At 72.4% G+C, this 13,422-nt stretch carries 14 protein-coding genes; 9 read left to right on the plus strand and 5 right to left on the minus strand.

What is annotated here, in order from left to right; translation table 11 throughout:
* The first annotated feature begins 179 nt into the window (after nucleotides 1–179).
* Nucleotides 180–611, plus strand: coding sequence for a hypothetical protein (locus tag ACFWNV_RS36330; protein WP_383955489.1), 432 nt, complete (start codon nucleotides 180–182; stop codon nucleotides 609–611).
* Here ACFWNV_RS36330 and ACFWNV_RS36335 read toward each other — a convergent pair.
* The gene (locus ACFWNV_RS36335) at nucleotides 592–1,296 is read right to left on the minus strand and encodes a FadR/GntR family transcriptional regulator (RefSeq protein WP_383955493.1); all 705 of its coding nucleotides are present in this window, start codon (nucleotides 1,294–1,296) and stop codon (nucleotides 592–594) included. The genes ACFWNV_RS36330 and ACFWNV_RS36335 overlap by 20 nt on opposite strands.
* Before the next feature lie 90 nt (nucleotides 1,297–1,386).
* Here ACFWNV_RS36335 and ACFWNV_RS36340 point away from each other — a divergent pair, with 90 nt between their 5' ends.
* The 4 genes from ACFWNV_RS36340 (at nucleotide 1,387) to ACFWNV_RS36355 (ending at nucleotide 3,802) form a co-directional block, all read left to right on the plus strand.
* The gene (locus ACFWNV_RS36340) at nucleotides 1,387–2,682 is read left to right on the plus strand and encodes a CynX/NimT family MFS transporter (protein ID WP_383955496.1); all 1,296 of its coding nucleotides are present in this window, start codon (nucleotides 1,387–1,389) and stop codon (nucleotides 2,680–2,682) included.
* 5 nt (nucleotides 2,683–2,687) lie between these two features.
* A complete protein-coding gene (locus tag ACFWNV_RS36345; RefSeq protein ID WP_266958903.1) occupies nucleotides 2,688–2,807 on the plus strand; it encodes an SGM_5486 family transporter-associated protein in 120 nt (39 codons plus the stop codon).
* Between the two features lie 140 nt (nucleotides 2,808–2,947).
* Nucleotides 2,948–3,163, plus strand: a complete 216-nt coding sequence (locus ACFWNV_RS36350) for a hypothetical protein (protein WP_383955499.1) — start codon at nucleotides 2,948–2,950, stop codon at nucleotides 3,161–3,163.
* Nucleotides 3,164–3,283: 120 nt separating this feature from the next.
* The gene (locus tag ACFWNV_RS36355; RefSeq protein WP_383955502.1) at nucleotides 3,284–3,802 is read left to right on the plus strand and encodes a SixA phosphatase family protein; all 519 of its coding nucleotides are present in this window, start codon (nucleotides 3,284–3,286) and stop codon (nucleotides 3,800–3,802) included.
* A 91-nt stretch (nucleotides 3,803–3,893) separates the two neighbouring features.
* Here ACFWNV_RS36355 and serB read toward each other — a convergent pair whose 3' ends face one another.
* A complete protein-coding gene (serB, locus tag ACFWNV_RS36360) occupies nucleotides 3,894–5,093 on the minus strand; it encodes a phosphoserine phosphatase SerB (RefSeq protein WP_383955505.1) in 1,200 nt (399 codons plus the stop codon).
* 442 nt (nucleotides 5,094–5,535) lie between these two features.
* On the opposite strand from serB, the gene ACFWNV_RS36365 reads away from it, so the two are divergent.
* Nucleotides 5,536–8,085: an FHA domain-containing protein gene (locus ACFWNV_RS36365; protein WP_383955508.1), complete on the plus strand. Its 2,550-nt coding sequence runs from the start codon at nucleotides 5,536–5,538 to the stop codon at nucleotides 8,083–8,085.
* A gap of 109 nt (nucleotides 8,086–8,194) precedes the next feature.
* On the opposite strand, the gene ACFWNV_RS36370 is transcribed toward ACFWNV_RS36365, so the two are convergent.
* The 3 genes from ACFWNV_RS36370 to ACFWNV_RS36380 all read right to left on the minus strand — a co-directional run bounded on the left by ACFWNV_RS36370 (nucleotide 8,195) and on the right by ACFWNV_RS36380 (nucleotide 10,887).
* Complete coding sequence (locus ACFWNV_RS36370) at nucleotides 8,195–8,887, minus strand: transglycosylase SLT domain-containing protein (RefSeq protein WP_383955511.1); 693 nt, start codon at nucleotides 8,885–8,887, stop codon at nucleotides 8,195–8,197.
* A gap of 605 nt (nucleotides 8,888–9,492) precedes the next feature.
* Nucleotides 9,493–10,068, minus strand: coding sequence for an S-adenosylmethionine:tRNA ribosyltransferase-isomerase (locus ACFWNV_RS36375; protein ID WP_383955514.1), 576 nt, complete (start codon nucleotides 10,066–10,068; stop codon nucleotides 9,493–9,495).
* A gap of 117 nt (nucleotides 10,069–10,185) precedes the next feature.
* Nucleotides 10,186–10,887, minus strand: a complete 702-nt coding sequence (locus tag ACFWNV_RS36380; protein WP_383955522.1) for an SDR family NAD(P)-dependent oxidoreductase — start codon at nucleotides 10,885–10,887, stop codon at nucleotides 10,186–10,188.
* A gap of 216 nt (nucleotides 10,888–11,103) precedes the next feature.
* Here ACFWNV_RS36380 and ACFWNV_RS36385 point away from each other — a divergent pair, with 216 nt between their 5' ends.
* The 3 genes from ACFWNV_RS36385 (at nucleotide 11,104) to ACFWNV_RS36395 (ending at nucleotide 13,287) form a co-directional block, all read left to right on the plus strand.
* Nucleotides 11,104–12,261 carry a GAF domain-containing sensor histidine kinase gene (locus ACFWNV_RS36385; RefSeq protein WP_383955517.1) on the plus strand — a complete coding sequence of 386 codons (1,158 nt, stop codon included), beginning with the start codon at nucleotides 11,104–11,106 and terminating at the stop codon, nucleotides 12,259–12,261.
* A complete protein-coding gene (locus tag ACFWNV_RS36390; protein ID WP_383955519.1) occupies nucleotides 12,254–12,913 on the plus strand; it encodes a response regulator in 660 nt (219 codons plus the stop codon). The genes ACFWNV_RS36385 and ACFWNV_RS36390 overlap by 8 nt, the downstream gene beginning before the upstream one ends.
* 128 nt (nucleotides 12,914–13,041) lie before the next feature.
* Nucleotides 13,042–13,287 (plus strand): chaplin, encoded by a 246-nt coding sequence (locus ACFWNV_RS36395; RefSeq protein ID WP_383955525.1) that lies wholly within the window; start codon nucleotides 13,042–13,044, stop codon nucleotides 13,285–13,287.
* Nucleotides 13,288–13,422 lie beyond the last annotated feature (135 nt).

The raw sequence follows: 13,422 nt of genomic DNA on the forward strand, positions 1-13,422 counted from the left end.
CCTTCCCTTCCGGGAGGCGCGGCCGCCGCCGTTTCGGCGTGCGGGGAGGGGACCGTACGGGGTTGCTCGATCAGATGTCCGCCCCCGGGCCGGATCTTCCCGAGTCGAGAATCGGGACATTTCACTGCAAACTGGGCCCGTCGGGATCTTCCCGGCTCCTGCGGGGAGGAGGTACGGGAGTGCGCGCGAGGCGTAGCCGAGCGGTATCCCTGCTGGTCACCTCGGTGGTCCTGACCGGATTCCTGCTCCCGGGAGCCGTCGCGCAGGACGAGGTGCCCGCCCCGGCGCCCGGCACGGACGTCCACGCCCCGGCCGTGGTCGACCTGGCCCAGATCCCCGCGGAACCGCCCGTACAGCCCCCGAAGCCCGCCGCCCGCGAGCTCTTCGGGGCCGACTGCGACACCGAGATCAACGGCTCGCAGGTGGTCGCGTTCTGCCACAACGGCTACCCCCAGACCGACCTGGTCCGCCTGCACGTGGAGTGCGACCGCTGGTGGGACGTGGACGGTGACGGCGCCGCCGTGCCCGTCGGCCCGGCGGGCCGGGTGGAGCTCTCCGGCCGCTGCTGGAAGGAAGTCCGCTCCGCCTGGGTCAGCCACCAGCGGCAGTGACCCCCGCGGACCGCCCCTCCTTGGCCAGGCAGACGAACGGATAGCCCGCCGCCTCCGAGGCCGCCGCGTCCCCGTCCCCGCGCCGGATCGCCTCGATCAGCCGCTCGTGGTCCAGGTGCGAGGCGGCATCGAGCTCCGTGCCCACGTCGGTGCGCAGCCAGTCGGCCACCAGATCACCGAGGTCCGCGTACAGCTCGATCAGCACCTCGTTGTGCGAGGCCGCCACCACCGCCATGTGCAGGGCCACGTCCGCCGCGATGAACGGCTCCGCGTCCCCGCCCGCCCACGCCTCCTCGCGCCGCGCCAGCAGCGCGTCCAGCTGTACGAGGTCCCGCGCCGTCCGCCGCTCCGCCGCGAGACGGGCCGCCGAGGACTCCAGCGTCGAGCGCAGCTCCGCGATGTGCCGGGGATCGGCGCCGGCGAAGCGGCGGTGCATGACCCCGGCCAGCTCGCTGGTGGCGATGACGTACGTCCCCGAGCCCTGGCGGATGTCCAGGAGGCCGTTGTGCGCGAGGGCCCGGACGGCCTCCCGCACGGTGTTGCGGGCGACGCCCATCAGCTCCACGAGCTCCGGCTCGGTGGGGATGCGGGATCCCACGGGCCATTCGCCGGTGGTGATCTGGTTCCTGAGCTGGGCGATCACCTGGTCGACGAGCGCGGATCGCCGGGGCGAGGTCAGCGGCATGCGGTCGGGGTTCCTCTCGGATGTGCAGTGACGGGCACGATACGACGCTGGGGTGGACAACCAATCATCCCATGATTCTATGATGTCGGAATGTCCGACGAAGAAATCCAGACCCTGAACCGGCCCCAGGTCGCGCGCACGGCATCCCGGCAGCCCCTTCCCACCCCCGCCGCCGCCCCGCAGCCGGGGTGGCTCGGACCCGTGCTCCTCGTCGGCATCGTGCTGGCCGCCCTCAACCTGCGGCCCGCCATCACCAGCCTCGGCGCCCTGTTCGAGGAGACCCGCGAGGGCCTCGGCATGAGCGGCACCGTCGCCGGACTCATCACCTCCGTGCCCGCCCTCTGCTTCGCCGTCTTCGGCGTCACCGCGCCCCGGCTCTCCCGCCGCTTCGGCCCGGCCGCCGTCGTCTGCGCCGGCATGGCCGCCGTGGCCGCGGGCCTGCTGATCCGGCCCTTCGCGAGCGACGCCGCCGGATTCCTCGCGGCCAGCGCCCTGACCCTGGCGGGCATAGCCCTGACCAACGTGCTCCTGCCGGTGATCGTCAAGCGCTGGTTCCCCGACCGGGTCGGCACCATGACGGGGCTCTACTCCATGGCCCTGGCCGCCGGCACCTCGCTCGCCGCGGCCGCGACCGTCCCGATGACCCAGGCCCTCGGCGGCAGCTGGCGCAGCGGCCTGCTGATCTGGGCCTTCCTCGCCGTGGCCGCCGTCCTGCCCTGGCTGGCCATCGCCGCGGCGGCCCGCAAGGAGAAGGCCGCGGCCGCCGGCGCACCGGCCGCCCGCCCCGACACCGGGCCGAGCGTGGTGCGCAGCCGCACCGCGTGGGCCCTCGCCTGCTACTTCGGACTCCAGGCCACGGGCGCGTACATCACCATGGGCTGGCTCCCGCAGATCTTCCGCGACGCCGGCGTCTCCGCCTCCACGGCGGGCATCCTGCTCGCCGTCACCATGGTCATGGGCGTCCCGCTCGCCTTCGTCATCCCGGGCCTCGCCGGCCGGATGCGCAACCAGGGACCCATCGCCGTCGTGCTCGGCCTCTTCGGCCTCTTCGGCTACCTCGGGCTCTCCTTCGCCCCCGCGGCCGGAGCATGGGCCTGGGCCCTCCTGCTCGGCGTCTCCAACTGCGCCTTCCCGCTCGTCATCACCATGATCGGACTGCGGGCCAAGTCCCCGGCCGGCGTCGTCAAGCTGTCCGCCTTCGCCCAGAGCACCGGCTACCTCATCTCCATCCCCGGACCGCTCCTCATCGGCACCCTCTACCAGCACACCGGCGGCTGGGACCTGCCCCTCGCCCTGATGGCCGGTCTGCTCGTCCCGCAGATCGCGCTCGGCGTGCTGGCGGGCCGGGACCGCACGATCGAGGACGAATGCGGCATGCGAGACTGATCGGCATGTCGCCCGTACTTGAACCGAACCCCCAGAACGGCCACCGCAAGCTCGGCCTCGTGCTGGGCGCGATGCTGCTGGTGACCGTGATCATCGCCGTCCTCGCCACCCTCGCCTCCCCGTAAGGGGTGGGGTTAACCCCCCAACCCCTAGGGGGTCAGGCTCAGGGTCATCTGGGGTGCGTCCCGGATGGGAACCGCCTGCTCGAATCCTTAGATTCGAAGAGCAAGAGCGAGCCCGTCCGACGCACCCCACGGAGGCGGCCATGTCGGCCCCCACGCACCTGGCCCCCCGCCACCCGTCCGCCCCCCGCGCCACCGGGGCCGACGCCCGGCTGCCCTGGTGGGCGCTCGCCCTGCCCGCCCTCGCCTTCGGCCTCCTGCTCATACTCCTCGCGGGATCCGGCCAGGCCCACGCCGCCTCCGGCGAAGGCTCCACGCTCGTCCACGTCACCGAACGGCTGCTGAACGCCGTCGGCTGACGGGCCGCCAGCCACCGCGAGCCCGCCCGCGCGCCCGTGCGCCGGGACACGCCCCACACCTGCGGGTGAGCGCCCCAACACCCTGCGCCCCGTGGCTCGATTCATGCGAAGCTGGGAGTCATGAGCGCCGACACACCCCGCAGGATCGTCCTCCTCCGGCACGCCAAGGCCGAATGGTCGGACGGCACGGACCACGACCGCCCCCTCGCGGAGCGCGGCCGTCACGACGCCCCGGCCGCGGGCCAGAAACTGGCCCAGACCGGCATCCCCTTCGACCTGGCCCTCTGCTCCAGCGCGGCCCGGACCAGGGAGACCTGGAAGCTGGCCGTCCAGGAGCTGCCGCACCGGCCGAAGACCACGTACGAGGAACGGCTCTACGAGGCCTCGCTGGGCGAGCTCATCGCCCTCGTCAACGAGACCTCCGACGACGTGAAGAACCTCCTGGTCATCGGCCACAACCCGGGCATGCACGCGCTGGCCGACGCCCTCGCCGGGAGTGCGCAGGGCGACGTACTGGCCCGGATGAACCGCAGCGGCTTCCCGACCTCCGGGATCGCCGTCGTCTCCTTCACCGGCTCCTGGAAGTCCGTGGAACACGGCGTGGGCACCCTGCTGGACTTCTGGACCCCGCACAGCTGACGCGCACGCCCCGACGACCCCGACGGCAGCGGGCCCCGGCACTTCTACAGTGCCGGGGCCCGCTGCGTCGTAGGGAACCGGAGATCCGGGGTCACGCCAGGTCGGCGGCCTCGACCTCTTCGCGGGTGATCCCGAGCAGGTAGAGCACGGCGTCGAGGAAGGGCACGTTCACCGCGGTGTGCGCGGCCTGGCGGACCACCGGCTTGGCGCAGAAGGCCACGCCCAGCCCCGCCGCGTTCAGCATGTCCAGGTCGTTGGCCCCGTCGCCGATGGCCACCGTCTGGGCCAGCGGTACGCCGGCCTCCGCGGCGAAGCGGCGCAGCAGCCGGGCCTTGCCGGCCCGGTCCACGATCTCGCCCGTGACCCTGCCCGTCAGCTTCCCGTCGATGATCTCCAGGGTGTTGGCGGAGGCGAAGTCCAGCCCGAGCCGCTCCCGGAGATCGTCCGTCACCTGCGTGAACCCGCCGGAGACCACGCCCACCTGGTACCCGAGGCGCTTGAGGGTGCGGATCAGCGTCCGGGCGCCCGGGGTGAGGCGCACCTCGGAGCGGACCTTGTCCACCACGGATTCGTCCAGCCCGGCCAGCAGTGCGACCCGGGCGTGCAGCGACTGCTCGAAGTCCAGCTCCCCGCGCATGGCCCGCTCGGTCACCTCGGCGACCTCGGCCTCGCAGCCGGCGTGCGCGGCGAAGAGCTCGATGACCTCGTCCTGGATCAGGGTCGAGTCCACGTCCATGACGACGAGGCGCTGGGCCCGCCGGTGCAGCCCGGCCGAGACCACGGCCACGTCGACGCCGATCTGCGCGGCGGCGGTGGCCAGTGCGGTGCGCAGCGGCTCGGTCGCGGTGCCGGAGACGGCGAACTCCACGGCCGTCACCGGATACTTCGCGAGCCGGAAGATGCGGTCGATGTTGCCGCCGGTCGCGGTGATCCGTGCGGCGATGGCGGCCGTGGACTCGGCGGTGAGCGGATGCCCGAGCACGGTGACGTGCGAACGGCCACTTCCGCGCGGCCGGTTGTCACCGGTGCCGGAGAGGATCTCGGCCTGCAGTTTGAGGGACTCGGCCCAGCTGTGGACGGTGGCCCGCAGCTCGCCCTCGGTGCCGGCGGTCGGGTGGGTGACGAGGGCGCACAGGACGATGCGGCCCCGGGTGACGACCTGCTCGATGTCGACGACGTCGACGGAGTAGGCGGCGAGGGTGTCGAACAGCCCGGCGGTGATCCCGGGACGGTCCTTGCCGAAGATCTTGACGAGGAGGGTGGGGACGTCGGAGGTCTGCGAAGCGCTCATGGTGCCTTCACCGTATCTCCCCGGCCTGCGCGCGCGGAGCCCCGTCCCACCTGGCGGAACCGATTCGTTCCGTACGGACGTGCGGGAGCCGCACGCCGGACATGTGGAGGTCGTGCGGTGGCCATGGGCGGGCCCTGGAGCGGGCGCGTGGAGATCCCGGCGACGGCGTGCCGACGGACGGCCGGAGGCCGCGCGGGGAACGCGGGCCGAGGGCCGGCCGACGCGGGGTGCGAGCCCACCCGACGGGACGAAGCGATGCCGGGGCGTCCCGAAACGCACCTTCCGTGCACCTTTCGGCCCCCTCGGAGGGTCCCTCCGGCCCCTGCGACACGGCCCGGATTCCTCTTGTGGCCGTGCGCCTGAAATAGTTCCCCCGGATGTTCGCCATCCCTAGACTCCCTGACGTCATGGGGGATTCTCGGGGGACTTAAGTGGGGCTGGAGTGCCGGAACTCGTACTGGAATTGAATGGAAGGACCTGGACGCTCGATCCGTCCAGGTCGTACTCGCTGGGGCGCGATCCCCAGGGAGACGTGGTGATCGATGACGCCCGGGTGTCGTGGCGGCACGCCACCATCGCCTGGAACGGGCGAGGTTGGGGAATCGAGGACCACGGCAGCACCAACGGCACGTACGTGCGCGGGGCGAGGGTCCAGCAGGCCGAGCTCGTCCCCGGCACGCCGGTGCACCTCGGCAACGCCACCGACGGGCCGAGGCTGAATCCCGTCGCGGGTGCGGCCGCCGCCCAGGCGCCGCAGCCGGCCGTGGCGCAGCAGTCGCCCGCCCAGGCGTACGCGCAGCAGCCGCAGGCCCGGCAGCAGGCACCGCAGCAGGCACCGCAGCAGCCCTGGGAGCAGCAGGCCCAGCAGGCCCCGCCGTTCCCGCAGCAGCAGGCCCAGCAGCCTCAGCAGGGGCAGCAGGGGCAGTCCTTCCCGCAGCAGCAGCAGCCGGGCGGTGGCGGAACCCCGGGCTACGGCGACCACCGCAGCCCGACGACGTTCCACCAGCTCGCGCTGGGCCACGTCATGCGCATCGGCCGTGCGCTGGAGAACGAGCTGGTGGTCTCCGACCTCCAGGTCTCCCGCAACCACGCGGAGTTCCGCTCGATGCCGGGCGGCCGCTTCGAGATCCGCGACCTCGGCAGCCACAACGGCACCTATGTCAACGGCCAGCCGCTGGCGAAGTCGGGCACCGCGCTGCTGGGCCCGAACGACATCGTCGGCGTCGGCCACTCGACGTTCAGGATCGTCGGGGACCGCCTCGAGGAGTTCGTCGACACCGGTGACGTCTCCTTCTCGGCCCGCCACCTCACGGTCACGGTCGACGGCGGCAAGCAGATCCTCAAGGACGTCACCTTCGGCGTCCCCGAGAAGTCGCTGATCGGCGTCATCGGCCCCTCCGGCTCCGGCAAGTCGACGCTGCTCAAGGCGCTGACCGGTTACCGCCCGGCCAACCAGGGCGACGTCCTCTACGACAACCGCAACCTGTACAAGCAGTTCGCGGAGCTCCGCCAGCGCATCGGCCTGGTCCCGCAGGACGACATCCTGCACAAGGAACTGAAGGTCAGCACCGCCCTCAAGTACGCGGCCAAGCTCCGCTTCCCGGGCGACACCGCCGAGTCCGAGCGCGCCGCCCGCATCAACGAGGTGCTGCGCGAGCTCAAGCTCGACATCCACAAGGACAAGAAGATCACCTCGCTCTCGGGCGGCCAGCGCAAGCGCGTGTCCGTGGCCCTGGAGCTGCTGACCAAGCCCTCGCTGATCTTCCTGGACGAGCCCACCTCGGGCCTCGACCCGGGCATGGACCGCGATGTCATGCAGCTGCTGCGCGGCCTCGCCGACGACGGCCGCACGGTCCTCGTCGTCACGCACTCGGTCGCCGAGCTGGCCATCTGCGACAAGCTGCTGGTCATGGCCCCGGGCGGCTCGGTCGCGTACTTCGGCCCGCCGGACGAGGCGCTGAACTTCTTCGGCTACACCACCTGGGCCGATGTGTTCTCCGCCTTCGAGAGCTACCGCGACTACGACTGGGCCGGCCGCTGGAAGGGCTCGCAGCACTACCAGCTCTACGCCGCCGACATCGACGCCGTCGCACCCCAGTCGGTGCAGCCCGCCGTACAGCAGACCCGGCCGCCGAAGCCGCAGGGCTGGGGATCCCAGCTCTGGACGCTGATGCGCCGCTACATGTCGGTCATCGCGTCCGACAAGGGCTTCATCGGGCTGATGCTGATCCTCCCGGCGGTCCTCGGCGTGGTCTCCGTCGTCATCCCCGCGAAGTTCGGACTCGGGCCGCCCGTCGCCCCGTCCCGCTTCAACGGCGACGCGGGCACGATCATGCTGATCCTCGCGGTCGGCATGTGCTTCTCCGGCGCCGCGAACTCGGTCCGCGAGCTGATCAAGGAACGCGTGATCTACGAGCGCGAGCGCGCGACCGGCCTGTCCCGGTCCGCGTACCTCGCCTCGAAGGTGCTCGTCCTCGGCTTCATCACGGCCATCCAGGGCGTGATCATCTGCGCGATCGGCTTCTACCCGCGCGACCTGCCCGCCGAGGGTCTGCTGATGCCGCCGGCCGTGGAGATCTGCCTGTCGGTCATCGCGCTGGGCTTCACCTCCATGATGTTCGGCCTGGTGATCTCCTCGCTGGTGAAGACCGCCGAGAAGACCATGCCGCTGCTCGTCATGTTCGCGATCGTCCAGGTCGTCTTCACCGGCATCCTCTTCCAGGTCTACGACTCTCCCGGCCTGGAACAGTTCGCCTGGCTGATGCCGTCCCGCTGGGCCATCGCCGCCGCCGGCACCACGCTGAACCTCGGCGTGCTCATGCCGCCGTGGGACGCGGAGAACCCGACCAACACCGACCCGCTCTGGGACGCCACGGTCGGCCAGTGGAGCCTGAACATCACGGTCCTGCTGCTCCTCGGCGTCGCCTGCGGCTTCGCCGTGCAGCGCCTGCTGCGCCGCCACGAGCCCGAGGTCATGCGCGCGGGCAAGTAGGCACCGGAGCCGCGTACCGCACGCGGGTCCACACGAAACGCCTCAGGGCGGCTCCGGAACACCGGGGCCGCCCTGAGGCGCATGGGGGGCGTGGGAGGACGCCAGAGGCCTAGTAGGCGCTGTTGACGTTGTCCATGGAGCCGTAGCGGTCGGCCGCGTAGTTGCAGGCCGCGACGATGTTGGCCACCGGGTCGTACAGGTCGAACTTGGTGCCCTTGACGTGGTACGTCTTGAAGGTCGGGGCGATGACCTGGAGCAGACCCTTGCTGGGGATGCCGTTCTGGGCGTTGATGTCCCAGTTGTTGATCGCCATCGGGTTGCCGCTGGACTCGCGCATGATGTTCTTGTGGATCCCGGCGTAGGTGCCCGGAATGCCCTCGCGCTTCATGATGAAGAGGGCTTCCTTGATCCAGCCGTCCAGGTTGTTCGCGAAGACCGGCGTGCGGGTCGCGGAACGGCTGGCGGCCGCCTTCTGGTCGCGGTCCTTCTTCGCGTCCGCCTCGGCCTTGGCCTTGGCGGCCGCATCCTTCGCGGCCTTCGCGTCCTGCGCCACCTTGGCCTGCTGGCCGGCGACGACCTGCTGGACGGTGAGGTGCTGCTGCATGGCCTGCGTCTGCGCGCTGTCCACGACCTTGGACCAGGCGACGGGGGCCGTGGCCACGGTCGTCGAGGCCTCACCGGCGGAGGCCGGGACGAGGGAGAAGGCGAGAGCGGCGGCGCCCAGGGTGGCTACACCGGCGACGGAAAGCTTGTGGGCCTTCGTCAGACGACGACTGTGGCCGGGAGTGTTGGTCTCGGTCATGCGTAGCAACCTCTTCGAATAGCGGGGGCCGCAGGAAAGCGCCTTTCGGATCCGGGATCCGCGGTGCTGTGCGACGGGAGCAATTCTTAGCGGTGGCAAAATCCTGTGGCAAAGGTGTGACGTACGATCCCGCTTAGTGGATCAGGGGCCTGAGACGGGCCTGGATTTCGGGGCCCGGCGTACGTGAGCCAGCGCTAACAGCGCTTTTATGCGTCCACTAGGGAGCTTCGTAAGTGATGTGCGTCCTATGTGCGGGCTCACATCGGGCACGTATCAATCTCACCAACCGTTGCGGCAGCAATCCGCTCAGTGACCGTTCTCATCCTTGAGTAGCAGATGAACGTTCCCGAACTCGTGCCAGAGGTACAGATTCGCTACGGCTGAGGCGTACCAGAGCAGTACGGCACCAGCAGGCGCGAGGCCCCGGGCGGCCCGCAGCACCCCTCCCCGCCGACGGCCGACACCCGCGCCCACACCGCCGTGGTCCCCACCCCGATTACCCGCCCTCGCCGAGTTCACCAGCCGGGCCGAGGCCGCGGGCGCCTCGTACCGCTCCGGGTAGGGCGGCTCGCGCGCCTCCTGCGAGGCCACCCCCGTGTGCAGGGTCAGCGGGGCGATGCGCCCCCCGGCGCACCAGCTCCGCCACCAGCTCCGGGTCGGCCCGCGCTCGGCATCTCCGCCGAACCCGCCCCGCCGGCCCGCGGCACCGAGAACACCGTCTGGTGCGCCGACAGCGGCTGGTCCCGCTCCGTGTGGGCGTACCGGATCGGCCGCCCGTACGAGCGCAGCAGCGCCGGCACCTCCTCCGGACGCCCCGCCGGCGGCACGGGCCGCGTCCACCGCAGCCGGTCCGCCCCCGGAGCCGGCGGCTCCTCCAGGGCGAGGCGCCACCCGCCCGGCAGCTCCGCGACGGCCCCGGCGGGCCCTCCGGCCCCGGGCCGGGTCGACCCCTGTGCGACCCGGTCCCGGCTGCGGAGCTCCACGGCCCAGCGGGGGCCGTCCTCGCCGCGCGTGGAGAAGTGCTCGCCGAGCTCCTGGCCGCCCTGCCGCCCGTCCACGGCGGCCGGCAGTGTCGCCGAGGTGTTCACCACCAGCACGTCCCCGGCCCGCAGCGGCCCCGGCAGCTCCCGGAAGGCGTGCGGCGACACCTCCGAGGCGCCCCGGGAGGCCAGCAGCCGCACCGAGTCCCGCCTCGGCGCCGGCCCCGCCGCCCGGCCGGAACCCGGGCCACAAGACCCGGCGGAATGTCCCTATATATACAGTCCCTTCTCCCGTACCCCCCCGAGCCCCCTCCCCGTTTACCGCTCCACCCCGCTGAGCCCCCGCGCCGTGTACCGGCCGCTCGGCAGCCGCTCGGTCACCAGCCTCAGCAGCAGCGGAGCCACCTCCTCTGGGCCCGGCAGCCCCGCCATGTCCTCCCCGGGCTCGGCCGCCGCCATCATCCGCGTCCGCATCGAGCCCGGATCCGCCCACCACACGCGCAGCCCCGGCTCCTCGACGGCCAGGACCGCCGACATCAGGTCCCCCGCCGCCTTCGTCGCCCCGTAGGCCCCCCAGGTCCGGTACGCCACCACCGCCGCGTCCGAGCTGATGTTCAGCACCGCCCCGGCGTCCGCCGCCCGCAGCAGCGGCAGCGTCTCCTGGACCAGCCCCAGGGGCGCCACCACGTTCACCTCGAACGCCTCGCGCAGCCCCTCCAGCGGGTGCACGGCCAGCGGCACCAGGGGCTCCGCGCCCAGCACGCCCGCGTTGTTCACCAGCAGGTCCAGCCCGCCCAGCGCCCGCGCCGCCGCCACCAGCTCCGCCCGGTGCGCCGCCGAGGCCACGTCCCCGGCCACCACCGTGACACGCGCCCCCGCGGCCCGCAGGGCCTCCCCGGCCTCCGCCGCCGGGCCCGCACCCCGTGCACTCAGCACCAGGTCCCAGCCCCGCGCCGCCAGCTCCCCGGCCACAGCCAGGCCCAGCCCCCTCGACGCCCCCGTCACCAGCGCCACCGACATGACCGCACCCCCGCCTTCCGAACCGCCCTGCAGATGCCCCGAACCTAGGAACCCGGCCGCCCCCGCCGCCTCGGCCATCGGCCGCACCCCGCCGGGTCCCTTCGCCCTAGGCCGAGCCCGGGCCGAGTCCTAGGCCGAGCCCTAGGCCGCCGCCCGGGCAGGGCCTACGCCCCGGGCCCGATCCGCCCGCCCCGGCGCCGCGAGTACGGTGAGGCCATGGACTCCGGACCCCGAGCCCCCCGCGGCGGCGGCCTGGCCGCCGTGAGCACCGCGCTGCTGGCCATGAGCCGCCGGCTGGAGGTCCGCGACGTGCTGCGCACGATCGTCGCCTCGGCCCGCGAGCTGCTCGACGCCGAGTACGCCGCCCTGGGCGTCCCGGACGACCACGGCGGCTTCGCCCAGTTCGTCGTGGACGGCATCAGCGAGGAGCAGTGGCGGGCGATCGGCCCGCTGCCCCGCCAGCACGGCATCCTCGCCGCGATGCTCCACCAGGACGGCCCCGAGCGGCTGGCCGACGTACGCAAGGACCCCCGCTTCGAGGGCTGGCCCGCCGCCCACCCCGACATGTCCGATTTCCTCGGGCTGCCGATCCGGGACGGCGAGGAGACCCTCGGCGCGCTCTTCCTCGCGAACAAGCGGAGCTCCCCGCAGGGCGGGCCCGGCTTCACCGACGAGGACGAGGAGCTCCTCTCCCTCCTCGCCCAGCACGCGGCGATCGCCCTCACCAACGCCCGCCTCTACGAGCGCAGCCGCGAGCTGACGATCGCGGAGGAGCGCTCCCGCCTGGCCCACGAGCTGCACGACGCGGTCAGCCAGAAGCTCTTCTCGCTCCGCCTGACCGCCCAGGCCGCCGCCGCCCTCGTGGACCGCGACCCGGCCCGCGCCAAGGAGGAGCTGCACCAGGTCGCCGTCCTCGCGGCGGAGGCCGCCGACGAACTGCGCGCGGCCGTCACCGAGCTCCGCCCCGCCGCCCTCGACGAGGACGGCCTGGTCGCCACCCTGCGCAATCAGGTCCGCGTCCTGGACCGGGCCCACACCGCGCACGTCACCTTCACCTGCGACGGCGTACGTGCCCTGCCCGCGGCTCAGGAGGAAGCGGTCCTGCGCGTCGCCCAGGAAGCCCTGCACAACGCCCTGCGCCACTCCGCCGGCAACCGGATCGACGTCACCCTGACCCGCCGGGAGACCGGGGGAGCCCGGCTCCGGGTGACCGACGACGGAACAGGCTTCTCCCCTCCCACCGTCCGCCGCGCGGGCCGGCACCTCGGCCTGGTCTCCATGCGGGACCGGGCCGCGGGCGTCGGAGGCGAACTCACCGTGCGGTCCGAGCCCGGCACCGGCACCACGATCGAACTGGAGGTACCCGGTGGCTGACACACCGGGCCGTAGCGCCCGCGTGAGGGTCCTGCTCGTCGACGACCACCAGGTGGTCCGCCGGGGCCTGCGCACCTTCCTGGAGGTCCAGGACGACATCGAGGTGGTCGGCGAGGCCGCCGACGGCGAGGAGGGCATCGACCGGGCCGAGGAGCTCCGCCCCGACGTCATCCTGATGGACATCAAGATGCCGGGCACCGACGGCATCGAAGCCCTCCGCAGACTGCGCGGGCTGGCGAACCCGGCACGGGTGCTGATCGTCACCAGCTTCACCGAGCAGCGCACGGTGGTCCCCGCCCTGCGCGCGGGCGCGGCCGGCTACGTGTACAAGGACATAGACCCCGACGCCCTCGCCGCCGCCATCCGCTCGGTGCACGCGGGCCACGTCCTCCTCCAGCCGGAGGTCGCCGGGGCCCTGCTCGCCGAGGAGGGCCCCGGCCCGTCCTCCGGCCGCGGCGGCAACCTGACGGACCGCGAGCGCGAGGTGCTGCACCACATAGCGGACGGGCGCTCGAACCGGGAGATCGCCCGCGCGCTCGTCCTGTCGGAGAAGACGGTGAAGACGCACGTCTCGAACATCCTGATGAAGCTGGACCTCGCCGACCGCACGCAGGCGGCGTTGTGGGCGGTCAGGCACGGCATCGCGCAGTAACGCATGCGCGCGGTGATTCATACGGACGGGTGTACGTAGCCCACATGGCGCATCCCGTTCGTCGGATGAGCGTTCTTCATGACGTGCCGCGGCGGCTGGCCGCGGCAGACGTACTGGAGGACGAGAACGTGAAGAACTTCAAGAAGGCCGCTGCCGTCACCATGATCGCGGGCGGCCTCCTCGCCGCCGGCGCGGGTGTCTCGTCGGCGCACGGCGGTGCGTCGGCGGAGGGCGAGGCCCTGAACTCGCCCGGCGTGGCCGCGGGGAACCAGCTCCAGCTCCCCGTCCACATCCCGGCGAACGTGGTGGGCAACTCGGTCAACGTGATCGGCCTGCTGAACGGCGCCTTCGGCAACACGGGCGTGAACAACTAGCCCGCACCCCTTTCTCGACGCGGCGCTCGCCGCCTTTCTCGACGCGGTGCTCGCACTGCTCCGCAGGCTTCGCCCCGCTGCGCCGGACTCCGTCCGGCGGCCTCACACCTCGGCCCCGCTTCCCCCCTCTCCCTG

Source organism: Streptomyces sp. NPDC058401, assembly GCF_042722885.1.
Classification (GTDB): domain Bacteria; phylum Actinomycetota; class Actinomycetes; order Streptomycetales; family Streptomycetaceae; genus Streptomyces.

Excerpts from the sequence above, each read along its gene's own strand:
- ACFWNV_RS36335 (WP_383955493.1), bottom strand. The coding sequence starts at position 1,296 with ATGCCGCTGACCTCGCCCCGGCGATCCGCGCTCGTCGACCAGGTGATC.
- ACFWNV_RS36340 (WP_383955496.1), top strand. The coding sequence starts at position 1,387 with ATGTCCGACGAAGAAATCCAGACCCTGAACCGGCCCCAGGTCGCGCGC.
- ACFWNV_RS36345 (WP_266958903.1), top strand. The coding sequence starts at position 2,688 with ATGTCGCCCGTACTTGAACCGAACCCCCAGAACGGCCACCGCAAGCTC.
- ACFWNV_RS36350 (WP_383955499.1), top strand. The coding sequence starts at position 2,948 with ATGTCGGCCCCCACGCACCTGGCCCCCCGCCACCCGTCCGCCCCCCGC.
- ACFWNV_RS36355 (WP_383955502.1), top strand. The coding sequence starts at position 3,284 with ATGAGCGCCGACACACCCCGCAGGATCGTCCTCCTCCGGCACGCCAAG.
- serB (WP_383955505.1), bottom strand. The coding sequence starts at position 5,093 with ATGAGCGCTTCGCAGACCTCCGACGTCCCCACCCTCCTCGTCAAGATC.
- ACFWNV_RS36370 (WP_383955511.1), bottom strand. The coding sequence starts at position 8,887 with ATGACCGAGACCAACACTCCCGGCCACAGTCGTCGTCTGACGAAGGCC.
- ACFWNV_RS36380 (WP_383955522.1), bottom strand. The coding sequence starts at position 10,887 with ATGTCGGTGGCGCTGGTGACGGGGGCGTCGAGGGGGCTGGGCCTGGCT.
- ACFWNV_RS36385 (WP_383955517.1), top strand. The coding sequence starts at position 11,104 with ATGGACTCCGGACCCCGAGCCCCCCGCGGCGGCGGCCTGGCCGCCGTG.